Source organism: Rhodopseudomonas sp., from assembly GCF_036404135.1.
Lineage (GTDB): Bacteria > Pseudomonadota > Alphaproteobacteria > Rhizobiales > Xanthobacteraceae > Rhodopseudomonas_A.
The window spans coordinates 30973-57735 of the sequence record NZ_DASWPE010000075.1 but is presented as its reverse complement, the minus strand read 5'-3'; the positions used below and the strand labels follow the sequence as shown (position 1 = coordinate 57735).

Here is a 26763-nt window from a genome sequence, read left to right as displayed (position 1 = left end):
TCGAAGGCTGTGGTAATTGTGCCCTCTTCCTTGTAGCCGCGAACGTGAAGATTTCGATTGGTTCGACGATAGGTCAGCCGGTGCACCAGCGACGGATAGCCATGGAAGCCGAAGATGATATGCTTGTCCTTGGTGAATAAGGCATCGTAGTCGGCTTCACTCAGTCCATGCGGATGCTCGCTTGCTGACTGCAGCTTCATCAGGTCGATGACGTTGATCACGCGGATCTTCAGTTCAGGCAGATGCTCGCGGAGGATCGATACCGCCGCCAGAATCTCAAGCGTCGGCGTGTCTCCGCAGCAGACCATCACCACGTCGGGTTCGATGTCCTGATCGTTGCTCGCCCATTGCCAGATGCCGAGACCTTGCGTGCAATGCACGATGGCCTCGTCCATGGTCAGCCACTGCGGCAAAGCGTGTTTGCCGGCGACCACCACGTTCACGTAATGCCGGCTGCGCAGGCAGTGATCGAACGTGGACAACAGGCAGTTGGCATCCGGCGGTAGATAAACCCGCACGATGTCGGCCTTCTTGTTGATCACATGGTCGAGGAAGCCGGGATCTTGGTGGGTGAATCCGTTATGATCCTGCTGCCAGACATGGGAGGCAAGCAGATAGTTCAGCGAGGCGATTTTTCGGCGCCACGGCAATTCCAAGGTCACCTTCAGCCACTTGGCATGCTGGCTGAACATCGAGTCGATGATGCGGATGAACGCCTCGTAGCTGTTGAACAGCCCGTGACGCCCGGTCAGCAAATAGCCTTCCAGGCAGCCTTCGCACTGGTGCTCGCTGAGCATCGAATCAAGCACCCGGCCGGCGGGTGCCAGGAATTCGTCATTCGCAACCATCTCGGCGTCCCATTGGCGGTTGGTGACCTCGAAGACTGCGCCGAGCAGATTCGAAAGTGTCTCGTCCGGCCCGAAGATTCGAAAGTTGTCCTGGTTCAGCGTGACGATGTCCCTGAAGAACCCGCCCAGTACGAGGGTGTCCTGCCCATCGACGGCGCCGGGCGAAGGCACGTGAACCGCGTGGGCCCGGAAATCTGGCATCTCCAGGTCGCGCAACAGGAGCCCGCCATTGGCATGGGGATTCGATCCCATCCGACGGTCGCCCTTTGGCGCGAGCTCACCCAGTTCATCGATCAGTCGCCCGGTTTGGTCGAACAGCTCTTCAGGCCTGTAACTCTTCATCCAGCTTTCCAGCAGGGCGACGTGCGCCGGATGGTCTTGATCGACCAGGAGCGGCACCTGATGCGCACGGAAGGTGCCTTCGATCTGTAGGCCATCGACGATTTTCGGCCCTGTCCACCCCTTGGGCGAGCGAAGCACGATCATTGGCCAGCGCGGGCGGGAGGCGCTCTTTGTGGCGCGCGCCGTGGTCTGGAACTGCCGGATATCCTCGACCGCATGCTCCAGCGCTGTCGCCATAAGCTCGTGCATCGTCGCCGGGTCATCTCCCTCGACGAAGTAGGGCGTCCATCCGCAACCACGAAAGAACTGTTCAAGCTCGTCATGCGCGATGCGGGCCAGCACAGTCGGGTTGCTGATTTTGTAGCCGTTCAGGTGCAGGATCGGCAATACGGCCCCGTCGGTGATCGGATCAAGGAACTTGTTGGACTGCCATGCGGTCGCCAGCGGGCCGGTTTCGGATTCGCCGTCGCCCACCACGCAGGCAACGATCAAGTCCGGATTGTCGAACGCCGCACCAAAGGCGTGGCTGAGGGAATACCCCAACTCGCCGCCTTCGTGGATCGATCCAGGCGTTGTCGGCGCGACGTGACTGGAGATGCCGCCCGGAAACGAGAACTGCTTGAACAGCTTCTTCAGGCCGGCTTCGTCCGGGGTGACATTTGGACAGACCTCGCTCCAGGTGCCTTCGAGGTACACATTGCTGACGACCGCAGGGCCGCCGTGTCCGGGGCCGGCGATATAGATGACGTCCAGATCGTGCTTCTTGATTATCCGATTGAGATGGACATAGATGAAGTTCTGACCCGGAGTGGTTCCCCAATGCCCAACCACCAGAGGCTTGACGTGGGCAAGCTTCAGCGGCTCACGCAGCAGCGGATTGTCATAGAGATAGATCTGGCCAACCGACAGATAGTTGGCCGCCCGCCAATAGGCGTTGGTCTTTCGCAGTTCTTCCGTGGTTAGCATCGGTTCGGCATTCGGCGCGATGGTCGCGTTGTTTCGCTCCCGAAGCTCTTCTGCAGTCGTGGATGCGTCCATTCTTAGACCTCGTTGTCTATTGGTTACTATATTCGGAGGTTCCGGACCATGGTCATGCGCATAGCGCGCAGTACAGCGTCGGAAAATACCCACGCGCTGCGCCATGCGCGCTACTCGTTGGTATATCGGAGTTTGGGAACCGACCGTCCCGTCCCGAACCTTCAAACCGACGCGGGCGGGCCGCCGCCCGGGACGCCGCGGAGTAGCCTCGTGCCGGGCGATCGTTCCATTCCGTCGCCGCTGGCGGCCGAGCCGCTGCCACAGCGCCGACCTGCCCGGCCGATCCTCGCCCCACGGTGCTCAGGTGTGCTTCAGCGCAGCGGTCCATCATATCGACGAGGTTTCGTGGATGCGCACTTGAGTGGTTCGAGAGCGGAGCGTGTCGCTCCTCGAACCGCCGGACAAAGTCTGGTCAATGTTGATCACTCTTTCGATTTCCTTTCAGTATTTCGAATTCACGCCAACCGCGCCTCCGCCGATGCGATACCGCGCATGAGTAGTTTCCGAGCCTGTTGTTCGTGGGTGCCCGATGGCTAAGTCGAGCCTATGATCCGCGAACGTAGTCTTTCCGACATTGCTCCCACGCGGCCGGATTGGAAAAGCGCCTTGTCTCTCTGGTCGATCCGATTGCGATGGATGAAGGCGCGGATCATGGGAAAAATCATCGGCGTCGTGTGTCTCAAAGAGAGAGAGATCGTGAAAATCGCTCAAATTGCGCCTCTTATGGAAAGTGTTCCACCTCGTCTTTACGGCGGCACAGAGCGCGTCGTCTCTTACCTTACGGAGGAGTTAGTCAGGCTCGGGCACGACGTCACTCTCTTCGCAAGTGGAGACTCTATAACGTCGGCGCGTCTGATAAGTTGTGCGAACACCGCGCTCAGACTTGAGCCGAATGTCATGGACTCCATACCATACTATATGTTGATGTTGGATCGGGTGCGTCGGAGTGCGGCCGACTTCGACATCATTCATTTTCACATCGATTATTTGCATTTCCCGTTGTTCAGGTACCGTGCATCAACCACGGTGACCACCCTTCATGGCCGGCAAGACCTGCCCGATATCAAGCCCATATTTCATGGTTTTGACAACATGCCGTTGGTCTCGATTTCGCGCCATCAACGTAGTCCCGTGCCGAGCGCCAATTTTGCCGCTACAATTTATCACGGTTTGCCACCGACATTGATGAAGCCAAACTTTCATCCTAACGGTGGCTACCTTGCCTTCATTGGGCGAATTTCTGCTGAAAAGAGGCCGGATCGTGCAATCGAGATTGCACGCAGGTTCGGCCTACCCCTCAAAATCGCAGCAAAGGTTGACCGGGTCGACCAAGCCTATTTTCAAGAGACAATTGCGCCATTACTCAATGGCCCCGACGTGGAATTTGTCGGCGAGATCAATGAGCAGAATAAGAATGAGTTTCTTGGAAATGCGTTGGGGCTGCTGTTTCCGATCGACTGGCCAGAGCCGTTCGGCTTGGTCATGATCGAGGCGATGGCGTGCGGAACACCGGTACTGGCATTCCGCTGTGGCTCCGTTCCAGAGGTCATTGACGAGGGTATCAGCGGAATGATCGTCGAATCGATGGAGCAGGCAGTCGCCGCAATTCCAAAACTGTTAAGAATGGATCGCCGTGTGGTCCGAAAACGCTTCGAAGAGCGGTTCTCCGTAACGCGAATGGCGAACGGTTATCTCAAACTCTATCGACAGCTCATGGATGCCACGCCGCGGCAAGAGACTGAGCGAGCGGCACGGATGGCGGCAGGATCAGCCACGCTTGAGTCTGAGTCCATAAATTGACACGGTCTATCAGGAACGCCTTGTCGCTCGTATCGCAGTCTGAGCAATTATTTTGCATCGCGGGGACGGAGGCAACCGCGCGTCCCCGGCAAACGCTTAAGAACGGCGATACCTTCGCAATTGTCGACAGTCATGGTGACATCGGAGTAGTCGCGGGCGGGGCTGATGGAATCTTTCATTGTGACACCCGTTACCTTTCGCGACTTGAAGTCTTGATCGACGGTATGCAGCCGTTGTTGCTGGGCTCCAACATCCGCGATGACAACACCACACTCACGGTGGATCTCACCAATCCAGATGAATATTCTGGAAATGACCTTATCTTGCCGAAAGACACCCTTCATATTGTTCGAACGTTCTTCCTGTGGCGGGGCGTCGCCTATCTGCGGCTCGGCATCCGGAACTATGGTGATGCGGAGGTCAGCTGCACGGTATCTATCGTCTTCGCCAACGACTTCGCCGACATTTTCGAAGTCCGGGGGACGCGCCGTGGGCAACGAGGAAATCTAAGATCGCCGGTGATCGACCTCCAAAGCGTTGCTCTGGGATACGTGGGTCTCGATGAGGCCGAACGGACGACGACACTGAATTGCTACCCGAGGCCGGATCGGATCGGGGGTGGGATCGTATCTTACACGATGTCCCTGAGCCCCCAAAATCGGAGTTCGATATTTCTATCGATAAGTTGCAACATACCGCCGACCGAAAAGGTGAAATCCTTCTTTAGTGGTCTGAAAGCGGCGTCAAGAGAACTCAGGGCGCAGAAACGCAAGTTCATTTCCATTGGCACTTCGAGTGACGTCTTCAATCAGGTTCTCAGGCGTTCTATGAACGATCTGCATATGCTGACGACATTGACTTCAGATGGCGCCTATCCGTATGCAGGTGTCCCGTGGTATTCGACAACATTTGGGCGTGATGGATTGATTACCGCGCTGGAGTTGCTCTGGTGTGCGCCGCATATCGCCAAGGGTGTTCTGACAAGACTTGCTGCACTTCAAGCAATGTCTTGCGACACGTTGAACGACGCTGAACCTGGAAAAATTGTGCATGAGATGCGTGGCGGCGAAATGGCTGCCCTTCGGGAAGTGCCCTTTGAAAGGTATTACGGCAGCGTCGATGCGACCCCGCTGTTTGTGTTGCTAGCTGGAGCTTACGCAGAGAGGACGAACGATCTTGGCACTGTCAGGGCGCTGTGGCCGAACATAGAAGCTGCATTGGGCTGGATCGATGGTTCAGGGGATTCCGATGGGGACGGGTTTATCGAATATGCGCGAGCAACCTCGGATGGGCTCGTAAACCAGGGTTGGAAGGATTCGCAAGATGCCATCTTTCATGCGAATGGCGATCTTGCAAAGGGGCCAATTGCTCTCGCGGAGGTGCAGGCCTACGTCTTTGCCGCCAAGCAATCCATTGCGCGATGCGCACGAAGGCTTGGTCTTTCTAATCGCGCAGCCGAATTGGAGATGTCAGCCAGACGTCTTCAGCAACGTTTCGAAGACGCGTTTTGGTGCGACGAGATCGGAATGTATGCCCTCGCGCTCGACGGCGAGAAGCGCCAATGCCGAGTTCGAACGTCGAATGCAGGGCAAGTTCTGATGAGCGGAATCGCATCCTCTGAACGCGCCCGCAAAATCGCAGACTGCCTCATTCGACCGGAATTTCTGTCCGGCTGGGGTATTCGCACAGTGGCCGTGGGGGAGGCCCGCTACAATCCGATGTCCTACCACAATGGATCGATTTGGCCGCACGACAACGCGCTGATTGCCATAGGCTTTGCGCGTTATGGCTTTAAGGCCGAAGTCGATCTCGTCTTTCAGGGCTTGGTGGGCGCTGCGTCCCGTATGGAATTGCGTCGGCTACCCGAGCTATTTTGTGGCTTCCGCCGCGTTCGTGGAAATGGTCTGACCCGGTATCCGGTAGCTTGTACGCCGCAAGCGTGGGCAAGTGCCGCGCCGCTGGCTCTTGTGCAGGCATCGCTTGGGATCAGGTTCGACCTGGACCAAAACCGGATCAGCCTGGTCGGTCCGACCTTGCCGACGTTTTTAGATATGGTTGTCCTGCGTGATGTGCAGGTTGCCGACAATTTAGTGGATTTTGCAGTATACCGTCACGAACAGACGATCTCGATCGAGATTCTTCGCAACGAAGGGGACGTGGAGGTATCGATCGTCTATTGAGGGAGCGCCGCGCTTAAGGACATCGGGTAACAGCGCTATCGTCGATGCGACGATCAACATGTGGGGCCATGTGCTCCTGCGCGAACAGGGTACGACGATCAAGAGTGGCGAGCGCGAAATGTTGTCACGTTTGATGGCAGGCGCCAATCGAGGCACCAGAATGATAGCCGTTGCCGTCCCAATGAATCACGCCCTGGCTCAACCCCGCGTTTTAACGACGGCAATCTTCGATGTTGACGGCGTCCTTCTTGCGTCCCCGCATGAGCGAGCCTGGCGCGAAGCGCTTGAAGGGCTGGCCGATCCGGCCCGGCTCACGTCGAAAATGTACCAGGCCCATGTCGCGGGGAAGCCGCGCATGGCTGGCGCACGAGCCGCGCTCGAAGCACTGGGTGTGACTGACGCCGTTCGGCAAGCCGTCTTATATGCCGAGCGCAAGCAACGCATCCTCGAGCAGTTAATTCATTCGGGGAACGTCGTGGCCTTTCCCGACGCCCTACGGTTCGTACAGGCGCTGGCGGATCTGGGGTGGCGCATGGCGGTCGCATCATCATCAAAGAATGCCAACGGCATGATGAAGACGATCCACTTAGCTTCCGGTCAAAGCTTGCTCGATATATTTAGCGTTAATGTTTGCGGTCGCGACCTGCCGCACGGCAAGCCAGATCCAGCGATCTTCTTACTCGCAGCTTCAGAACTCAAGACAGATCCGGCATGCTCTTTCGTTGCTGAGGATGCGACCGCCGGTATCGAGGCGGCTCGGTCGGGCGGCATGACAGCACTCGGGGTTGCTCGAGTTGGAGACGCAGCCCCCTTGCTAGCTGCTGGGGCAGATCTGGTGGTGGGAAACCTCGACGAAATTGCAATCGATCGACTGGCTTGTGGATGGCTTTGTCGACGGGCGATCTGACTGGATAGTATGGGATGGAACACACGTTGGAGGCCACTGAGGATCCCGCTTGGGTGATCGTTACCAACGGTTACGATCCACTTCGGGAGCAAGGCTTTGAATCACGCTTCGCGATAAGCAACGGGTTTCTGGGCGTCAGGGGTGGACGCGCGGCGACTCGGGGTGCGCGTTGGGTGGTTCCAGCCCACACTTATGTGGCTGGCTTGTTCGACAAGGCCGACGGCGACCATGCGACCCCAGCGCTTGTTCCTGCCGCAGACTGGATGAAGCTCCGGATTCTATTGCCGAGCGGACCTCTGGTGCATCACCCAGGCGACGTTGCGTCGCATCGCATTGTCCTTGACCTAAAGAAGGGCGCATTGCTGAGCCAATGTAGCCATTTGACCGAACCTGATGCGAATGTGCACCTGCGGACGATGCGCTTTGTATCGCTCAGCGAGCGTGCAGTCGGGATGCAGCTGATCGAATTGATAGTTGAGGACGGGGAGACCCTGATCACGCTTGAAGCATCGTTTGAAGGCATGAACCTCGGCCTCACGGCTGTTCGGGTCGAGCAGGACCTTGGGGTTTGGCGCACCCAGCACTCGGGCAAAGGGTTAGCCATTGCGACCGGAGCGTCGCTCCAGGTCGATGGCCGAGAGATCAATATGATTGCTCTTGGCCAATTGAAATCATCCTGGCATTGGAAATGTCACCCTGGGCAAGTTGTGCATTTCGAACGCACTGTCGCGATCGCGCGGAGCGACGCCGAAGGGATCGATCCGGCGCCCGCTGCTGTGAAAAAGCTGGCCGTAGCGCGGCAGATTGGCTGGCGCGGCGTAGTAGCGGCACATGAGGCGGCTTGGGCAGGCCGTTGGCGATTGAGCGACGTTGAGGTTCAGGGCGACGCTGCCGCACAGGAGGCGTTGCGATTCGCGGTTTACCATTTGAACAGCGCAGCCAATCCCGGCGATGAACGCGTATCAATCGGCGCCCGGGCGTTAACCGGCGCCGACTACCATGGGCATGTGTTTTGGGATACGGAAATCTTCCTGCTTCCCTTCTACATCCTAACTTGGCCTGAAGCGGCCCGCGCGCTGCTGATGTATCGCTTTCATACCCTTGATGGCGCACGTGCAAAGGCGTCTCGAATGGGCTGGCGCGGGGCCCTCTATGCATGGGAGTCGGCGGTTACGGGCGCAGAGGTGGCGCCTATTCAGGCGATCGGTCCGGATCGTTTGGTTATCCCCATCCTTTGCGGTTTGCAGGAGCAGCACATCAGCGCGGACGTGGCCTACGCGGTCTGGCAGTACTGGCAGGCGACAGGTGACGAAGGGTTCCTCCGCGACGCGGGGGCGGAAATTCTCCTGGAGACCGGCCGGTTCTGGTCGAGCCGGGCCAAGCTTGAGGAGGATGGCTACCGTCACATCCGAGGCGTTATCGGTCCAGATGAATACCACGAAAATATTGACGATAACGCCTACACCAATGTTATGGCGCGTTGGAATATCCGGCGTGCGCTCGACGTTGCGGCCTTGCTACGCGAGCGGTGGCCAGATCGCTGGACGAGCCTGTCGTCCCGGCTCAGCGTGGACGAAGATGAATTGAGGAAATGGCGACAAGTTGCAGAGACAATAATGACGAATCTCGATCCGAAAACTGGGCTATATCAAGAATTTGCAGGATATTTCGAACTCGAGAATATCGATCTGAAAAACTATTCTGGACGCTCCGTGCCGATGGACGTCGTGCTTGGGCGCTGGCGAACTCAGAAATCACAGGTGATCAAACAGGCCGACGTGATCGCGCTTCTTGCCTTGTTACCGAATGAGTTTGTTGGTGAGACGGGGGCTGCGAACTTCCGTTTCTACGAGCCGCGATGTGGCCACGGTAGTTCTCTGAGCCCGGCCATGCATGGCCTTGTCGCTGCGCGACTGGGCCAGGCTGAAAAGGCGTTACAGTACTTCAAGCAAGCAGCGGCGATTGATCTTTCTGATGCACATGTGGGAACCGACGGCGGCGTTCACATCGCCGCACTTGGGGGAAACTGGATGCTGGTGGTCCTGGGGATCGCAGGGCTGTCCTTGCGAGAGGATGGGGTCGCCATCAACCCTCAAATGCCGGAAAGCTGGCGCAGCCTTTCGTTCGGAATTTGCTGGCGGGGGCGAAGCCTTAAGGTTCGAATCGACCAAGACAAGCAGTCTGTTCGCATTGCGATCGAATCCGGAGCGGCGATGAAGGTTGTTATCAGGGGCGAGCCGTATGATATTGGGACAGAGGCTATGGAGATTTCGTTGGGCGCAAGAACTGTAGCGGCCTAAAGCTGCAAAAATCAAATCGTCTACACATTATACTGTGAGCCTCGGAATTTCACGTTCAACCATTCGCAAGAATCGGGTGTTGCGGGTCCCCGCAACCAAGTTTGAAGCCCTTGAGAGCGTAAAGTTCCCAAGGGCTTTTTGCTGTCTTCGGCGGCCCTGCACCGGCGAGCATGGTTCGCCGCCAGCCGCCACTTTCTCAACGTCGCTGCGGTCGGCAAATGATCGCCGGCCGCGGTCGACAAATCCGCCGGATGCGGCGACGATGGCAGGCATTCACGGCTGTTGAAGGATATCCCATGACGATTCACCAACGCGGCATCTCCAGCCCGGTCGATCCGGTGAAACTGGATCGATTGGCCGAACTCGCGATCAAGGTCGGGCTGCGGCTCGAGCCCGGGCAGGATCTGCTGGTGACGGCGCCGACCGCGGCGCTGCCGCTGGTGCGGCTGGTCGCCGACCACGCCTATCAAGCGGGCGCGGGTCTGGTCATTCCGATCCTGTCGGACGAGGCGCTGACGCTGTCGCGTTATCGCTTTGCGCAGGACGCGAGCTTCGATCGCGCCGCGGGCTGGCTCTATGAAGGCATGGCCAAGGCGTTTGCGGCCAACACCGCGCGGCTCGCCATCGTCGGCGAGGATCCGATGCTGCTGTCGGGGCAGGACCCGGCGCGGGTGGCGCGCGCCAGCAAGGCCAATTCGATCGCCTACAAGCCGGCGCTGGAAAAGATCGCGGGCTTCGACATCAACTGGAATATCCTGGCCTATCCCAGCCCGTCCTGGGCCAGGCTGGTGTTTCCTGACGATGCCGAGGAGGTGGCGGTCGGCAAGCTCGCGGAGGCGATCTTCGCAGCCTCCCGGGTCGACAATGACGACCCGGTCGCGGCCTGGACCGCGCATAATGCCGAGCTGCGGGCGCGCACCGCCTGGCTCAACGGCCAGCGCTTTGCGGCCTTGCACTATTCCGGGCCGGGCACCGATCTGACGATTGGGCTCGCCGACGGCCACGAATGGCAGGGCGGCGAATCCGGCGCCAAGAACGGCATCACCTGCAACGCCAATATCCCGACCGAAGAGGTGTTCACCACGCCGCATGCGCATCGCGTGGAGGGCCACGTGGTCAGCTCCAAGCCGCTGTCTTATCAGGGCTCGCTGATCGACAACATCGCCGTGCAGTTCAAGGACGGCCGGATCGTCGCGGCCAAGGCCAGCCGCGGCGAAGAGGTGCTCAACAAGGTGCTCGACACCGACGAGGGCGCAAGGCGTCTTGGCGAAGTCGCCTTGGTGCCGCACTCCTCGCCGATCTCGCATAGCGGGCTGTTGTTCTACAACACGCTGTTCGACGAGAATGCCGCCAGCCACATCGCGCTCGGCCAATGCTACTCGAAATGCTTCGAGGGCGGCGATCGTCTGACGCCCGCGCAGGTGGCGCAGCAGGGCGGCAACGCGAGCCTGATCCATATCGACTGGATGATCGGCTCGGCGGATACCGACGTCGACGGCATCACCGCCGATGGCCGCCGCGTTCCGGTGTTCCGCAAAGGGGAGTGGGCCTAAGCGGGTAAGTATGAATGCGTCATTGCGAGCCGAGGCCGGCGCTTAGCGCCGGCCGAACAGCGAAGCAATCCAGGGGCATCTCCCGCAGCCCTGGATTGCTTCGTCGCAAGAGCTCCTCGCAATGACGAACTTAAGCGCCTGACTTTATTGCAATCGTCATGTGTCGGGTTGGGAGATCGGGAACAAACCTCGCCGCGCTCGGTTTTTAATGCGCCGCACAACGCCGCGGCGCATTGCCGATGCTCCGAGCGAGGTTGTTCGTGGACATTCAGACCAAGGCCCGGGCGCCTTCTCCGGATCACACACCGTCGTCCGATGGCGACGATGACGTCAAAGCCAAAGCGCCGCCCGGCTCCGACCACGGCGCGGCCTCGCAAGGCGAGGCCGCGCCGAAGCCGTCGCTGCGCGATCGCATCCGGCAGCATTGGCTGCTGGCCTCGGCGATTGCGGTGGTCCTCGTCATCGCGCTGATCGCCGGCGTCTTGTACTGGCTGGACGCCCGGCATTACGAATCCACCGACGACGCCTTCGTCGCGGCGCGCAGCTATTCCATCGCACCCAAGGTCAGCGGCTACGTCACCGACATTCCGGTCACCGACAACCAGCACGTCGCCGCCGGCGACGTTTTGGCCGAGATCGATCCGCGCGACTACCGCATCGCGGTGGCGAAGGCCCAGGCGCAGGCCGACGCTGCGGCCGCCAACATCGCCAATATCGACGCGCAGATCGCCAGCCAACAGGCGCAGATCGAGCAGGCCAAGGCGCAGGTCGAGCAGGCCGAGGCGCAGTTGCAATTCGCCCAGCAGGAGGCGGCGCGTGCGCAGGATCTGGTGCAGAAGGGCGCCGGCACCGTGCAGCGCCAGCAGCAGACCAATTCCGATCTCGACGCCCAGCAGGCCAACACCGCGCGCGCCAAATCCGCGCTCTCCGCCGCCGAATTGCAGATCAAGGTGCTGGCGACGCAGCGCGACAGCGCCCGCGCCCAGCTCGATCAGGCCAATGCGCAGCTCGAACAGGCCAAGCTCAATCTCGCTTACACCAGCGTGCGCGCGGCGCAGCCGGGCCGCGTGGTGAAGCTCAGCGGCGCCAAGGGCGCCTATGTCACCGCCGGCCAGAGTCTCGCAATGCTGGTGCCGGACGAGGTCTGGATCGTCGCCAACTACAAGGAGACCCAGCTCGCCGACATGCGGCCGGGGCAGCCGGTCGAGATCGGCATCGACGCCTATCCGTCGCGCAAGCTGCGCGGCCACGTCGCCTCGGTGCAGCCCGGCTCCGGCACCGCCTTCAGCCTGCTGCCGGCGGAGAACGCCACCGGCAATTACGTCAAGGTGGTGCAGCGGGTGCCGGTCAAGATCGTGGTCGATGAGTGGCCCGCCGATCTGCCGGTCGGCCCCGGCCTATCGGTGGTGCCGCGGACCAAGGTGCGATGAGCGAGGCGGGGACCGCGGACGCCTCGGGCTGGACACCGGAGCGCTCGGCGGCCGGCGGCCGCAATCCCTATCTGATCGCCTTCGTGGTTTCGATCGCCACCTTCATGGAGGTGCTCGACACCACCATCGCCAATGTCGCGCTACGGCACATCGCCGGCGGGCTCGCGGTCGGCATCGACGAGAGCACCTATGTGATCACCAGCTATCTGGTCGCCAACGCCATCGTGCTGTCGATCTCCGGCTGGCTGTCCACGGTGATCGGCCGCAAACGCTTCTACATGATCTGCGTTGCGGTGTTCGCGCTGGCGTCGCTGTTGTGCGGCTTTGCCTGGAGCCTGGAATCGCTGGTCGCGTTCCGGATTGTGCAGGGGCTCGGCGGCGGCGGCATGGCGACCTCCGAGCAGGCGATCCTCGCCGACTCGTTTCCGCCGGCCAAGCGCGGCCAGGCATTTGCGATCTACGGCATCGCGGTGGTGGTGGCGCCGGTGATCGGGCCGACGCTCGGCGGCTGGATCACCGACACTTATTCCTGGCACTGGGTGTTCCTGATCAACGTGCCGATGGGCATGCTGTCGCTGCTCCTGGTCGGCACCTTGGTCAGCGAGCCGTCGGGCGCCGAGCAGGAACGCGTGGCGCTGCTGAAGAAGGGCCTGCGGATCGATTACATCGGCTTCGCGCTGGTGGCGATCGGGCTCGGCTCGCTGGAATTCGTGCTCGACGAGGGCCAGAAGAAGGACTGGTTCGGCTCCAACATGATTCTGAGTTTCGCGCTGTTGTCGGCATTTTGCCTGATCGCGCTCGTTCCATGGGAATTGACCCGCAAGGAGCCGATCGTCGACGTCCGGCTGCTCGGGCGGCGGCAATTCGGCGCCTGCTGGCTGGTGATGCTCGGCACCGGCGCGGTGCTGATCTCGACCACGCAATTCCTGCCGCAGATCCTGCAGACCGAGTTCAACTACACCGCGCTCTTGGCCGGGCTGGCGCTGTCGCCGGGCGGCGTCGCCACTTTGTTCATGATGCCGCTGGTCGGTCGCCTGGTCGGCATCGTGCAGCCGAAATATCTGATCGTGTTCGGCGCCTGCGTGGTGACGTTCTCGATGTGGCACCTCACCGGCTTGAACGGCGACATCACCTATGGCTATGCGGCGTGGTCGCGGATCTATCTGGCGATCGGCTTGCCGTTTCTATTCCTGCCGATCACCACCGCGTCCTATGACGGCATTCCGCCCGACAAGACCAATCAGGCCTCGGCGCTGATCAATGTCGCGCGCAATATCGGCGGCTCGATGGGCGTGGCCTTGGCGCAGACCACCTATGCGCAGCGCCAGCAATTCCATCAGAGCCGGCTGATCGAGCACACCGCGCCCTCCGACCTCGGCTATCAGCAGACGCTGGATGCGATGACCCGGTTCTTCACCGGGCAGGGCTCGAGTCCGTCCGACGCCGCGGCGCAGGCGCTGGCCTGGATCGGCCAGACCCTGCAACGCCAGATCGACCTGCTGGCCTATATCGACGTGTTCTGGTCGCTGGCGATCGTCGGCGCGGTGATGGTGCCGCTGGCGCTGATCATGCGGCCGATCCAGCTCGGCGGCGTGCCGAAGGGACATTGAGCGGCTTTGGCCGCTCCGGAACCGGGCGCCCGATTGCTCGATCTAAGTGTCTGACCGAAAAAGCAGCGAGCAAAATCAGGGGTTTTTGTCATTGTGAGCCGACGGCGGCGCGTAGCGCCGACTGAGAAGCGAAGCAATCCAGGGCTTCACACGTGGCCCTGGATTGCTTCGTCGCAAGAGCTCCTCGCAATGACGGGTCTAATGCCTGATTTCATTGATCGCTTTTTGAGTCAGACTCTAAGGTAGCGCGGCCGGAAAAAATCGGCGACAAATGCGCCTCAAGGCGAAGCGCTGCCGCGGAGCATTCGGGCAGGCCGCCGGCCAAGGAGCGCGATGGCACCGATCAACCTGTTGTGGCTGCAGGCCGCGGGCTGCGGCGGCTGCACCATGGCGATCCTCGAACAGGGCCGCGCCGGCTGGTTCGCCGAGCTGCAAAGCTTCGGCATCAACCTGCTGTGGCATCCCTCGGTCAGCGAGGCCACCGCCGCCGAGGTGAGCGACATTCTCGCCGGCGTGGCGGCTGAGCGCACGCCGCTGTCGGTGCTGGTGGTCGAGGGCGCGGTGCTGCGCGGCCCGAACGGCAGCGGGCGGTTCAACATGCTGGGCGGCACCGGGCGCTCGATGGCCTCGTGGATCGGCGAGCTCGCGCCGCGCGCCGACTACGTGGTCGCGGTCGGTACCTGCTCGGCCTATGGCGGGGTTCCGGCGGCCGGGCACAATCCGACCGACGCCTCCGGATTGCAGTTCCTCGGCACCGAACCGGGCGGTGTGCTCGGTGCGTCGTTTCGCTCCCGCGCCGGCCTGCCGGTGATCAACCTCGCCGGCTGCGCGCCGCATCCCGGCTGGATCGCCGAGACGCTGGCCGCGCTGGCGCTCGGCGAGTTCTCCATTGAGGCGCTGGATAGTTTCGCGCGGCCAAGATTCTTCGCCGAGCACCTGGCGCATCACGGCTGCGCCCGCAACGAGTTCTACGAATTCAAGGCCAGCGCCGAGGCGATGTCGCAGCGCGGCTGCCTGATGGAGCATCTCGGCTGCAAGGCGACCCAGGCGGTCGGCGACTGCAACCAGCGTTCCTGGAACGGCGGCGGCTCCTGCACCCAGGGCGGCTATGCCTGCATCGCCTGCACCTCGCCGGGTTTCGAGGCGGCGCACAACTACATGGCGACCGCCAAGCTCGCCGGCATTCCGGTCGGGCTGCCGCTCGACATGCCGAAGGCGTGGTTCGTGGCGCTGGCGGCGCTGTCGAAATCGGCGACGCCGACCAGGGTGCGCGCCAACGCGCTGGCCGATCACGTGGTGCTGCCGCCGACGCCGTCCGGACATCGGCGCAAGTGATGCGGCGGATTACGGTCGGCCCGTTCAACCGCGTCGAGGGCGATCTCGAAGTGCGGCTCGATATCGACGACGGCGTGGTAGCGGCGGCCGAAGTCACCGCGCCGCTGTATCGCGGCTTCGAACAGATTCTCGAAGGCCGGCCCTCGCTGGACGCGTTGATCCTGGCGCCACGGATCTGCGGCATCTGCTCGGTGTCGCAGTCGATGGCTGCCGTCGCAGCGCTGCGCGCGGTGGATGGCATCAAGGCCGCGCCGAACGGCCTCTATGCCGCCAACATCGCCCACGCCGCGGAGAACGCCGCCGATCACCTGACGCATTTCTACGTGTTCTTCATGCCGGATTTCGCCCGCGATTGTTACGCGGATCGGCCGTGGCACACAGCGATAGCCGAGCGCTTCGCCGCGGTGCAGGGCCGCGCCGCGCGCCAGGTGCTGCCGGCGCGCGCCCGGCTGCTGGAGATCATGGGGTTGATCGCCGGCAAATGGCCGCACAGTCTGGCATTTCAGCCCGGCGGCACGACCCGGGCGATCGGGCTCGGCGAACGGGTGCGGCTGCTGTCGATCATCGGCGATTTTCGCAGCTTCCTGGAATCCCTCGTGTTCGGCGACGATCTCGACGCGGTGCTGGGGTTGGACAGCGCCGCGGCGCTGGATGTTTGGCGCGACGGTCGCGGCGGCGATTTTGCAACATTTCTCGCCGTGGCCGACGATCTGGCGCTCGATGCGCTCGGCCGCGGCGCGGCGCCGCTGATGAGTTTCGGCGCGTACCATGGCCTGGAGGCGCCGCTGTTCGCCGCGGGTCTTTACGATCCTGCAACATCGACGACGCGCGCGCTCGACATCGACGCCATCACCGAGGACGTCTCGCATGCCTGGATGCGCGACACCGCGGCGAAGCCGGCGCTCGCCGAGACGCTGCCCGACGCCGACCGGCCGGGCGGCTATAGCTGGTGCAAGGCGCCGCGGCTGAACGGCCAACCGATCGAGGTCGGCGCCTTGGCGCGGCAGGCGGTCGATGGCGACGCCCTGATCCGCGATCTGCTGCGGCGCTTTGGTGCGAACGTGCGAACCAGGGTGATCGCGCGGCTCTTGGAGACCGCGCGGCTGGCGCTGGCGATGGATCGCTGGGCGCGGCAGATCGCGCGCGACGCCGCGTTCCTCGACCGCGCGGAGCGGCCGGGCGAGGGCGCCGGCATCGGTCTCGTGGAGGCCGCGCGCGGCAGCCTCGGGCATTGGATCGAACTGTCTGCCGATCGCATCCGCCGCTATCAGATCATCGCGCCGACCACCTGGAATTTCTCGCCGCGCGATGCCAACGGCGTCGCCGGTCCGCTGGAGCAGGCGCTGGTCGGCACCCCGGTCGGCGCCGAGGGCGCGGCCTCGGTCGCGGTGCAGCACGTGGTGCGCTCGTTCGATCCCTGCATGGTGTGCACCGCACACTAAGCGCATTCCATCAGTTGGTGCGCGCCATCAGAGAGGCGGTCATTCCGGGGCGGGCGCGGCGTGAGCCGCGCGCGAACCCGGAATCTCGCTTCACGCTCCGCCTCGCCGCAAGATTCCGGGTTCACTCGGGCTTGCGCCCTCGCGCCCCGGAATGACGGAGGGGATCGAGGTCGGTCGATCGCGACAATCCGGTCACTCCGTTACCAGCAGCGCAACACACTTGTCACCATGCCGACATCCCGTGGTCGTCAGGCGATTGAGAACGATTCTAAACATTCCCTTGTTTTCAACGGTTTGCGCGGCCGCTCGGCATCGCGACGGGGTTGGCCTGGTTCTTGCCATCATCGGGGCAATCGCGTTGCGCACGGACGCATCGCGCACCAAGGAACGCCGAGGAGTCGCCATGGGCGCAGGGACAGAAACATTCTATGAGGTGATCCGCCGCCAGGGCATCACCCGGCGCAGCTTCGTCAAATTCTGCAGCCTGACCGCCACCAGCCTCGGGCTCGGCCCGATCGGCGCCACCGAAATCGCGCAGGCGCTGGAGACCAAGCCGCGGGTGCCGGTGATCTGGATGCACGGGCTGGAATGCACCTGCTGCTCCGAAAGCTTCATCCGCTCGGCGCATCCTTTGGTCAAAGACGCCGTGCTGTCGATGATCTCGCTGGATTACGACGACACCATCATGGCGGCGGCCGGCCATCAGGCCGACGCGATCCTGCAGGAGACCCGCGAGAAATACAAAGGCCAGTATATCCTCGCAGTGGAAGGCAACCCGCCGCTCAACGAAGACGGCATGTTCTGCATCGACGGCGGTCGCCCGTTCGTCGAGAAGCTGAAGGAGATGGCCGAGGACTCCATGGCGGTGATCGCCTGGGGCGCCTGCGCCTCCTGGGGCTGCGTGCAGGCCGCCAAGCCCAATCCGACGCAGGCCACCCCGATCGACAAGGTGATCCGCAACAAGCCGATCATCAAGGTGCCGGGCTGTCCGCCGATCGCCGAGGTGATGACCGGCGTCGTCACCTACATCACCACTTTCGGCCGGCTGCCGGATCTCGACCGCCAGGGCCGGCCGAAGATGTTCTACTCGCAGCGCATCCACGACAAATGCTATCGCCGGCCGCATTTCGACGCCGGCCAGTTCGTCGAGGAATGGGACGACGACGCCGCGCGCAAGGGCTACTGCCTGTACAAGATGGGCTGCAAGGGTCCGACCACCTACAACGCCTGTTCGACGGTGCGCTGGAACGGCGGCGTCTCGTTCCCGATCCAGTCCGGGCACGGCTGCATCGGCTGCTCGGAAGACAATTTCTGGGACAACGGCTCGTTCTACGACCGGCTGACCACCATCAAGCAGTTCGGCGTCGAAGCCAACGCCGACAAGATCGGCGCCACCGTGGCCGGCGTGGTCGGCACCGCGATCGCGGCGCATGCCGCGGTGACCACGGTGCGCAACATGACGGCCCGCCGCAAGGATGACGGCGGCAACGGCAACGGCAGCAAGAAACCCAACGATACATCGGCCGGCTGAGCGGGGAAGCGCAGATCATGACCAACATCACCACGCCGAATGGCTTTTCGCTCGACAACGCCGGCCGCCGCGTCGTCGTCGATCCGGTGACCCGGATCGAGGGACATCTGCGCGTCGAGGTCAATGTCGACGCCAACAACGTGATCCGCAACGCGGTGTCGACCGGCACGATGTGGCGCGGCATCGAGGTGATTTTGCGCGGCCGCGATCCGCGCGACGCCTGGGCCTTCACCGAGCGGATCTGCGGCGTCTGCACCGGCACCCACGCTTTGACCTCGGTGCGCGCGGTGGAAAACGCGCTGGACATCAAGATCCCGGAAAACGCCAACACCATCCGCAACATCATGCAGCTGACGCTGCAGGTGCACGACCACATCGTGCATTTCTATCATCTGCACGCACTCGACTGGGTCGACATCGTTTCGGCGCTGTCCGCCGACCCGAAAGCGACCTCGACGCTGGCGCAGAGCATCTCGTCCTGGCCGCTGTCGAGCCCCGGTTACTTCAAGGACCTGCAGACCCGGCTGAAGAAGTTCGTCGAGAGTGGCCAGCTCGGCCCGTTCAAGAACGGCTATTGGGGCCACCCGGCCTACAAGCTGCCGCCGGAAGCCAATCTGATGGCGGTGGCGCATTATCTGGAAGCGCTCGACTTCCAGAAGGACATCGTCAAGATCCACACCATCTATGGCGGCAAGAACCCGCATCCGAACTGGCTGGTCGGCGGCGTGCCCTGCGCCATCAACCTCGACGGTGTCGGCGCGGTCGGCGCCATCAACATGGAACGGCTCAATCTGGTGTCGTCGATCATCGACCAGATGGTGACGTTCACCGAGCAGGTCTATCTGCCCGACCTGCAGGCGATCGCCTCGTTCTACAAGGACTGGACCTTCGGCGGCGGACTGTCGTCGACCTCGGTGATGAGCTACGGCGACATCCCGGAACACGCCAACGATTATTCGGCGGCGTCGCTGAAGCTGCCGCGCGGCGTGATCCTCAACGGCAACCTCAACGAGGTGCTGCCGATCGATCTCGCCGATCCCGGCCAGGTGCAGGAGTTCGTCACCCACTCCTGGTACAAATATCCCGACGAGACCAAGGGTCTGCATCCCTGGGACGGCGTCACCGATCCGCATTACGAGCTCGGTCCGAAGTCCAAGGGCACCAAGACCCGCATCGAGGCGCTCGACGAGGAGGCGAAGTATTCCTGGATCAAGTCGCCGCGCTGGAAGGGCAACGCGGTCGAGGTCGGCCCGTTGGCGCGCTATATCATCGGCTACGCGCAGAACAAGCCGGAGTTCAAGGAGCCGACCGAAAAGCTCCTGAAGGATCTCGGCCTGCCGGTCACCGCGCTGTTCTCCACGCTCGGCCGCACCGCGGCGCGCGCGCTGGAGGCGCAATGGGCGGCGCGGCAATTGCGCTACTTCCAGGACAAGCTGATGGCGTCGCTGAAAGCCGGCGACAGCGCCACCGCCAACACCGACAAGTGGAGCCCGGAGACCTGGCCGAAGGAGGTCAAGGGCGTCGGCTTCACCGAGGCGCCGCGCGGCGCGCTCGGCCACTGGATCAAGATCAAGGACGGCAAGATCGACAACTACCAGGCGGTGGTGCCGACCACCTGGAACGGCAGCCCGCGCGATCCCAAGGGCGGCATCGGCGCGTTCGAGGCCTCGCTGCTCGACACCCCGATGGCCGATCCGAACCAGCCGTTGGAGATCCTGCGCACGCTGCATTCGTTCGATCCGTGTCTGGCCTGTTCGACCCACGTCTTGAGCGAGGACGGCCAGGAGATGAGCCGGGTGACGGTGCGCTGACCTAAGCTGCACGGGCGGCGGCGCAAACGGTTGCCGCCCGGTTCGACCCCAACGTAACGGCGGCCGCAGCCGCAGGGAGAGCAGGAATGACCGAGATCGCGCGGGTGCAGGGCGCCCTCGACGGCAACGGCGAACGCGCCAAGTCGCTGCAGACCGTCTACGTCTATGAAGCGCCGGTCCGGCTCTGGCACTGGGTCAACGCGCTGTTGATCGTGACCTTGTGCGTCACCGGCTATCTGATCGGCTCGCCCTTGCCCTCGGTGTCTGGCGAGGCCTCCGCCAGTTTCCAGATGGGCTATATCCGCTTCGTGCATTTCGCCGCCGGGCAGTCGCTGATCGTGTTCTTCCTGCTGCGGCTGTATTGGGCGTTCGTCGGCAATAGGAATTCGCGGCAGATCTTCTATCTGCCGATCCATAACCGCACCTGGTGGTGGGGCATCTTCTACGAATTGAAATGGTATTTCTTCATGGTCAAGGACCCGAAGAAGTATATCGGCCACAACCCGCTGGCGCATGTGGCGATGTTCTCGTTCATGATCTTCTTGCTGTTGATGATGGCCAGCGGCATGGCGCTGTATTCCGAAGGCCAGGGCATCGACAGCTGGCAATACAAATTGTTCGGCTTCATGTTCGCGCTGGTTCCGAACAGCCAGACGCTGCACACCTATCACCACCTCGGGATGTGGGCGATCGTGGTGTTCGTGATCATTCACATCTACGCCGCGGTGCGCGAGGACATCCTCAGCCGGCAGAGCATGATCTCGTCGATGATTTCCGGCGAGCGCCTGTTCCGCGACGACATCGACGATTTCCCGCGATGAGCGCGGGCATGACCAGCGATAGCAACGGGACGCGACCGCTCCGCGTGCTTGTGCTCGGCATCGGCAACATCCTGTGGGCCGACGAGGGCTTCGGCGTCCGCGCGGTTGAAGAGTTTCACCAGCGCTACGTCTGTCCCGACCATGTCACGGTGATGGATGGCGGCACCCAGGGGCTCTACCTCGTGCAATACGTCAACGAGGCCGACCGCTTGATCGTGTTCGACGCGATCGATTACGCTCTCGAGCCCGGCACGCTGAAGCTGGTGCGCAATGACGAGGTGCCGAAATTCACCGGCATCAAGAAGATGAGCCTGCACCAGACCGGGTTTCAAGAAGTGCTGAGCGCCGCCGACCTGCTCGGCCATGTGCCGGCCGAAATGCTGTTGATCGGCTGCCAGCCGCAGGATCTGGAAAACTGGGGCGGTCCCTTGACCGCGCCGGTGCGCGGCCAGATCGACGCCGCGGTGGACGCCGCGGTGGCGGCTTTGGCCGCCTGGGGCATCAGCGTGACGCCGCGCGCAGCCCCGCTGGCGCCCGGCGACCGGCTGCTCGAGGGCGCGATCGATTTCGACCATTACGAGCGTTGCCCGACCGCGCGGGCGCTGCTCGCCGCGCGGGACGCCTGACGATGGATCAGCCTCGCAACGAGTCGTCCCTGCGCACGCAGGGAGCGATACCTCTCCGCGAGTCGTCCCTGCGCACGCAGGGACCCATACGGCGCGGAGTCGCGTTTGGCCGCAGCGTTGAGAGTCTTCCCTTCAGAGCGCACGACAGGGGTGATGGGTCCCTGCGTTCGCAGGGACGACGCGTTGCGAGGCCGCGCGCGATCGGGACGATGAGACCCGAAACCGCTATCGTCAGCACCGCCAGCCCTGGGAGCCCAGCCGCATGTGCGTAGGCTTGCCGATGACGGTGCTGAGCAGCGACAACGGCAGCGCGCTGTGCGAGCGTCGCGGCGAGCAGCGCCGGGTCTCGACGCTGCTGATCGGCGAGGTCGCGGTCGGCGACCGCGTGCTGGTGTTCATCGACAACGCCATGCGGCTGCTCGACGCCGAGGAGGCCCGGCTGATCGACGACGCGCTGGACGGCTTGGCGGCGGCGATGCAGGGCCGCGACTTCGAGCATCTGTTCGCCGACTTGATCGATCGCGAACCGCAATTGCCGGAGTTCTTGCGCAACCAGGTGGTCACACCGCAGGGTTGAGGCTGCGCGACGCGGCCCGCCCGGTGCGGTCGCGCATGCGACTTTCGTCGTGCCGCAAAGCCTGCAATTTAACTTTGCAGTGTTGCAAAATCATGTTTCCATCCGCGGCGTCGGGCCGCCGTGGCATAGTCAGAACCTGTCCAATATCGGTCAGGTTTCTTCGATCGGCGGCCATCGAGCGGTTGGCACGTACCTTGCTGAACCGTTCAAGCTTGCCCGATGAATGGCAAGTTCGAAACACAACAGGGTGGGGGGGAAGATGAGCACATCGCTCGCTGCAGATGTCGCGCGCCCTGAGGGCATGCTGACGGTTGACGCCGCAACGCTCGACCAGCTGTTCGCCTCCGCTCCTGAAATCATCCTGCTGGCGTTCTTTCGCGGCGATCCGGCCCGCGCCGAGGCGAGCGACATCGCGGTGGTGCTGCCGCAACTGAGCCAAGCCTTTGCCGGCCGGCTGACCCCCGCGGTGGTCGCGGCCTCAGCCGAGCCCGAATTGATGCAGCGCTTCGGCGTCCGCGCGGCGCCGAGCCTCGCATTGCTGCGCGCCGGGCGCACGCTGGGCGTCATTGCGAAGATTCAAGACTGGTCGGTCTATCTTTCGCGCATCGAAGCGATGCTCAAAGCCGACGGTCATTCCGCGCAGCAGGGAGCGACGCCATGAGAGTGGGATATTGCAGCGCCGACGACGGCGACGATGTCGCGATGACGCTGCTGCCGGTCGGCCACGACGAGGCTGACGGCCGCCGCGGCCTGACCCGCGCTGGCGCGGTGGCGGCGCTGTCGACCAAGAGCGGCGCCGAACTGACCCGGCAATGCCCGCGGCTGCTGGCGCTGCTGCCGCGGCTCGCGGCGGCCTTGGCCGCGCAGCGCGCCGCGGCGCCGACGCAGGTTTTCGCGCTGGATGAGTTGTCGGAGGCCGAGCGCGATCTCTTGGTCGACGTGCTCGGCGAGGGCGAGGTCGGCGGCATCGTCGCGCTGCCGGATCGCCGCGTCGCCCAGATCCAGGAATCCGTGCTGGCCGGGCTGTGGCTGATCCGCATCGAGGGCGACGCCGCGCAACCGCAGATCGAATATGTCGAGATCGGCGCGATCCCCCAATTGGTGCGCCGCGCGGCGCAGGATTTCACCATGAGCGACGTCGCGCTCGGCGCAGCGCCGGCCGACGCAATGAATGTGATGCCGGTGTTGGCCGAGATCCGCGAGCGCAAGGCCGCGCATCGTCCCGGCGCGCCGTCGCACGTCATCAACTTCACGCTCTTGCCGATGAACGCCGTCGACATGGCGCATCTGCAGGCGACCCTCGGCAACGGCCCGATCCAGCTGCATTCGCGCGGCTACGGCTCGTGCCGGGTGCTCGCCACCGCCACCCGCGACGTCTGGTCGGTGCAGTTCCTCAACGCCATGGACACCATGATCCTCGACACGCTGGAGATCGGCGAGGTGCCGGCGGCGGCCTGCGCCGCCGACGAGGATTTTCAGGACTCCGCGGAACGGCTGCGCGAAATCATCGAGGCGTATTTCGAATGAGCGGCTTCGAGAATTTCGGCAAGCGCGAGACCGACGCCGCAACGCGGATGGAATGCGGCATCTGCTGGACGGTGTACGATCCCGCGCAAGGCGATCCCAATCGCGGCGCCGAGCCGGGCACGCCGTTCTCCGCGCTCCCTGAAGATTGGAGCTGTCCGAATTGCGACGCGCCGGCCAGCAAATTCATGAGGCTCGACGATGCCGACTGACGCCGCGCGGCCCAGTTCCGATGCCAAGGCGCAAGCGATCGGCGAGGCGCTGGCGGTGGTCTATCGCGTGGCCGATTTGGCGATGCGCGAGCTGCCGATCCACAACGCCAAGCTCGCGGTCGCCGCGGTCGGCTTTCGTGTCTATGACGGCCACGCGCTCGGCGTGGTGCTGACGCCGTGGTTCATGAATCTGGTGCTCGTGCCGCTCGACGCGACGGAGGGCGAAGCTGCCCCCGGCGCGACGCTGTCGCGCAGCCTGCCGGCCGGAATGTTCGAGTTCACCGTCGGCGCGCTGGATGGTTTTGGCAGCATCGAGAGCTGCTCGCTGTTCTCGCCGATGTTCGACTTCGCCGATCAGCAAAGCGCGCTCGCCGCCGCGGAGGCCGCGCTGGCCGCGGTGCTCGATCCGGAATTCGACGTCGCGCTGGCGGCGGCTGAAGCTGCGCGGCCACGCGCGGCGATCGACCGGCGGAATTTTCTGCGCGGCGCGCTGTCGAGCGGAGCGCGGCCATGAACGAGACGGCGGCAGCGGACGGCATTGCGGTCACGCTGTCCGTGGCCGGCGGTCGTGTCGCCGAGGTTGCCATCACCGCGCGGCCGGCCTCCGGCGTCGGCCGCTATGCCAAGGGCAAGCCGGCCGACGAGGTCGCCCGCGCGTTGCCGCGGATTTTTGGGCTCTGCGCGATGGCGCAGGGCGCCGCAGTAAGCGCTGCGATCGCCGCCGCGCGCGGCGTTGCGCTGGCGCCTCAGCAAATCGCCGCGCAGGTCGGCACGGTCGCCGCCGAACGCCTGCTGGAATTGCTGCGCGGCACGGCGACGGTGCTGGCCGGCCCCGATCTCGGCGGCACCGCGCCGGCGTTGCGCGCGCTGAGTGCAGCCGTGCGGAGCTTCGATGCGATGGCGCCCGGCGATAGCGCCGCTCCCGAGGCGGTCCTTGTCGAAATCGAACGCAGCCTCGACGCGCTCGGGCTTTACGCGCAGTGCTTCGACGATGCCGCCAGCTATCAGCGCTGGGCCGCCTCCGACGCGCCGCTGGCACAGCTGCTGCGGCCGCTGCTCGCCAACGACGCCGGCTTCGGCGCGCTCGCGCTCGACGCGCTCAGTGCGGCCGACGATCCGGCGATCGCCGATGAATTGGCGCAAGCCGGTGCGGCGTTTGCGGCGCGGCCCACGCTCGCCGGACGGCTGCCGGAGACCGGCGCGTTGTCGCGGACCCGAACCCATCCGCTGCTTGTTTCACGCCCGGCCACGCTTCATTCGCGGCTGCTGGCGCGGCTGATCGAGGCGCGGCAGACCCCCGCTTTGCTCCGCGGCCTCGCCGAAGGCGCAGATTCTTCCGAACTCATCACCGCCACGCCGCTGGCGCCCGGCATCGGTTTTGCCGCGGTGGAATGCGCCCGCGGCCGGCTGCATCACTGGATCGCACTCGACGGCCATGAGCGCATCGCGCGGCTGGAGATCCTGGCGCCGACCGAATGGAATTTTCACCCCGAGGGGCCGCTCGCCCGCGCACTCGTCGGCGCGCCCGCGAAGGACGACGCCGATCGCCGCCGCATCGAACACCTGATTGCGGCGTTCGATCCCTGCGTCGGGCTTGCGGTGCAGTTTGCGGAGCTCGCCGATGCATGAGATGGCGCTGTGCGAAGGCATGCTCGACATCATCCAGCGCGAGGCCGCGCGCCAGCAATTCAGCCGGGTGCGCACGGTGTGGGTCGAGATCGGCGCGCTCAGCCATGTCGAGCCGGAGGCGATGCGGTTCTGCTTCTCCGCTGTGACGCATGGCAGCATCGCCGCCGACGCCCGCTTCGAAGTCGTGGAAGTGCCGGGCGAAGCCTGGTGCATGAATTGCGAAAAGACGGTGCCGGTTGAGCGGCGCTACGATCCGTGCCCGCATTGCGGCGGACATCAATTGCAGGTCACCGCTGGCGACGACCTGCGCGTCAAGGAACTGGAGGTCGATTGATGTGTACGGTGTGCGGATGCGACGGCGGCGAGGCGGCCCACGATCATTCCCCTGATCACCACGATCATCCGCACCCCCATGAGAACGGTCATGAGCACGGCCATCATCACCACCACCATCATCACCACGGCCATGATCACGCGCATGATCACGCCCACGCGCCGGCCGCTCCCGCGCCGCTCGATTTCGGCGGCGGCATCGCCGGCGTGCATATCGCAGGGCTCTCGCAATCCCGCATTGTGCAGATCGAGCGCGACATCCTCGGCAAGAACAATAGCTACGCCGCCGACAACCGTGCGCGCTTCGCCGCCGCCGGTACGCTGGCGCTGAATTTCGTCTCCAGCCCGGGCTCCGGCAAGACCTCTTTGTTGGTGCGCGCCATCACCGACCTCAAGGACAAATTCCCGATCGCGGTGATCGAGGGCGATCAGCAGACCGCCAACGATGCCGAACGGATTCGCGCGACCGGCGCGCCGGCGATCCAGATCAACACCGGCAAGGGCTGCCATCTCGACGCCCACATGGTCGGCCACGCGCTCGGCCAATTGCCGGCGCTCGCGCAGGGCGTATTGTTCATCGAGAATGTCGGCAATCTGGTCTGCCCGGCGGCGTTCGATCTCGGCGAGGCGCACAAGGTGGTGGTGCTATCGGTCACCGAAGGCGAGGACAAGCCGCTGAAATATCCCGACATGTTTGCCGCCGCCGAGCTGATGCTGATCAACAAGGTCGACCTCATGCCGCATCTGGATTTCGATCTGGCGAGTTGCATCGAATACGCGCGACGGGTGAATCCCAAGATCGCGGTGCTGACGCTGTCGGCGCGCTCCGGCGAGGGCCTGCCGGCATTCTACGCCTGGATCGAAAAACGCGCGGCCGCCGCGCGCAGCGCCGCCAGGGCCGCCGAGTAGCGGGA

At 63.4% G+C, this 26763-nt stretch carries 22 protein-coding genes; 21 read left to right on the top strand and 1 reads right to left on the bottom strand.

Going from position 1 to position 26763, the window contains the following annotated elements; all coding sequences use genetic code 11:
- Positions 1-2228 (bottom strand): phosphoketolase family protein (locus tag VGC77_RS08505; protein ID WP_414709627.1); only part of this gene is annotated, 2228 nt, incomplete at its 3' end.
- A 696-nt stretch (positions 2229-2924) separates the two neighbouring features.
- On the opposite strand from VGC77_RS08505, the gene VGC77_RS08500 reads away from it, so the two are divergent.
- From VGC77_RS08500 to hypB, 21 genes are all read left to right on the top strand, one after another.
- Positions 2925-4028, top strand: coding sequence for a glycosyltransferase family 4 protein (locus VGC77_RS08500; RefSeq protein WP_331171136.1), 1104 nt, complete (start codon positions 2925-2927; stop codon positions 4026-4028).
- Between the two features lie 20 nt (positions 4029-4048).
- Positions 4049-6208, top strand: a complete 2160-nt coding sequence (locus VGC77_RS08495) for an amylo-alpha-1,6-glucosidase (RefSeq protein ID WP_331171133.1) — start codon at positions 4049-4051, stop codon at positions 6206-6208.
- Between the two features lie 181 nt (positions 6209-6389).
- A complete protein-coding gene (locus tag VGC77_RS08490; RefSeq protein ID WP_331171135.1) occupies positions 6390-7115 on the top strand; it encodes an HAD-IA family hydrolase in 726 nt (241 codons plus the stop codon).
- A 14-nt stretch (positions 7116-7129) separates the two neighbouring features.
- Positions 7130-9415 (top strand): glycoside hydrolase family 65 protein, encoded by a 2286-nt coding sequence (locus tag VGC77_RS08485; RefSeq protein WP_331171132.1) that lies wholly within the window; start codon positions 7130-7132, stop codon positions 9413-9415.
- Positions 9416-9711: 296 nt separating this feature from the next.
- Positions 9712-10968, top strand: a complete 1257-nt coding sequence (locus tag VGC77_RS08480; RefSeq protein ID WP_331171131.1) for an aminopeptidase — start codon at positions 9712-9714, stop codon at positions 10966-10968.
- A 260-nt stretch (positions 10969-11228) separates the two neighbouring features.
- Positions 11229-12398, top strand: a complete 1170-nt coding sequence (locus tag VGC77_RS08475) for an HlyD family secretion protein (protein WP_331171130.1) — start codon at positions 11229-11231, stop codon at positions 12396-12398.
- Complete coding sequence (locus VGC77_RS08470; protein WP_331171129.1) at positions 12395-14008, top strand: DHA2 family efflux MFS transporter permease subunit; 1614 nt, start codon at positions 12395-12397, stop codon at positions 14006-14008. Before VGC77_RS08475 ends, VGC77_RS08470 begins: the two co-directional genes overlap by 4 nt.
- 333 nt (positions 14009-14341) lie before the next feature.
- The gene (locus VGC77_RS08465; protein ID WP_331171128.1) at positions 14342-15343 is read left to right on the top strand and encodes a HupU protein; all 1002 of its coding nucleotides are present in this window, start codon (positions 14342-14344) and stop codon (positions 15341-15343) included.
- Positions 15343-16785, top strand: coding sequence for a nickel-dependent hydrogenase large subunit (locus VGC77_RS08460; protein ID WP_331171127.1), 1443 nt, complete (start codon positions 15343-15345; stop codon positions 16783-16785). Before VGC77_RS08465 ends, VGC77_RS08460 begins: the two co-directional genes overlap by 1 nt.
- Before the next feature lie 403 nt (positions 16786-17188).
- On the top strand, positions 17189-18316 hold the full coding sequence (locus VGC77_RS08455; RefSeq protein WP_331171126.1) for a hydrogenase small subunit: 1128 nt from the start codon (positions 17189-17191) through the stop codon (positions 18314-18316).
- A 17-nt stretch (positions 18317-18333) separates the two neighbouring features.
- Positions 18334-20127 (top strand): nickel-dependent hydrogenase large subunit, encoded by a 1794-nt coding sequence (locus tag VGC77_RS08450; RefSeq protein ID WP_331171125.1) that lies wholly within the window; start codon positions 18334-18336, stop codon positions 20125-20127.
- Positions 20128-20213: 86 nt separating this feature from the next.
- Positions 20214-20948 carry a Ni/Fe-hydrogenase, b-type cytochrome subunit gene (gene cybH / locus VGC77_RS08445; protein WP_331171124.1) on the top strand — a complete coding sequence of 245 codons (735 nt, stop codon included), beginning with the start codon at positions 20214-20216 and terminating at the stop codon, positions 20946-20948.
- An 8-nt stretch (positions 20949-20956) separates the two neighbouring features.
- Positions 20957-21574: a HyaD/HybD family hydrogenase maturation endopeptidase gene (locus tag VGC77_RS08440; RefSeq protein WP_331171123.1), complete on the top strand. Its 618-nt coding sequence runs from the start codon at positions 20957-20959 to the stop codon at positions 21572-21574.
- Between the two features lie 262 nt (positions 21575-21836).
- Positions 21837-22151 (top strand): HypC/HybG/HupF family hydrogenase formation chaperone, encoded by a 315-nt coding sequence (locus VGC77_RS08435; protein ID WP_331171122.1) that lies wholly within the window; start codon positions 21837-21839, stop codon positions 22149-22151.
- Between the two features lie 301 nt (positions 22152-22452).
- Positions 22453-22812, top strand: coding sequence for a hydrogenase accessory protein (locus tag VGC77_RS08430; protein WP_331171121.1), 360 nt, complete (start codon positions 22453-22455; stop codon positions 22810-22812).
- Positions 22809-23678, top strand: coding sequence for a hydrogenase expression/formation protein (locus tag VGC77_RS08425; protein ID WP_331171120.1), 870 nt, complete (start codon positions 22809-22811; stop codon positions 23676-23678). Before VGC77_RS08430 ends, VGC77_RS08425 begins: the two co-directional genes overlap by 4 nt.
- Complete coding sequence (locus VGC77_RS08420) at positions 23675-23887, top strand: rubredoxin (protein ID WP_331171119.1); 213 nt, start codon at positions 23675-23677, stop codon at positions 23885-23887. The genes VGC77_RS08425 and VGC77_RS08420 overlap by 4 nt, the downstream gene beginning before the upstream one ends.
- On the top strand, positions 23877-24401 hold the full coding sequence (gene hybE, locus VGC77_RS08415) for a [NiFe]-hydrogenase assembly chaperone HybE (protein ID WP_331171118.1): 525 nt from the start codon (positions 23877-23879) through the stop codon (positions 24399-24401). The genes VGC77_RS08420 and hybE overlap by 11 nt, the downstream gene beginning before the upstream one ends.
- Positions 24398-25516 (top strand): nickel-dependent hydrogenase large subunit, encoded by a 1119-nt coding sequence (locus VGC77_RS08410; protein ID WP_331171117.1) that lies wholly within the window; start codon positions 24398-24400, stop codon positions 25514-25516. The genes hybE and VGC77_RS08410 overlap by 4 nt, the downstream gene beginning before the upstream one ends.
- A complete protein-coding gene (gene hypA / locus VGC77_RS08405) occupies positions 25509-25850 on the top strand; it encodes a hydrogenase maturation nickel metallochaperone HypA (protein ID WP_331171116.1) in 342 nt (113 codons plus the stop codon). The genes VGC77_RS08410 and hypA overlap by 8 nt, the downstream gene beginning before the upstream one ends.
- On the top strand, positions 25850-26758 hold the full coding sequence (hypB, locus tag VGC77_RS08400; RefSeq protein WP_331171115.1) for a hydrogenase nickel incorporation protein HypB: 909 nt from the start codon (positions 25850-25852) through the stop codon (positions 26756-26758). The genes hypA and hypB overlap by 1 nt, the downstream gene beginning before the upstream one ends.
- Positions 26759-26763: the final 5 nt, after the last annotated feature.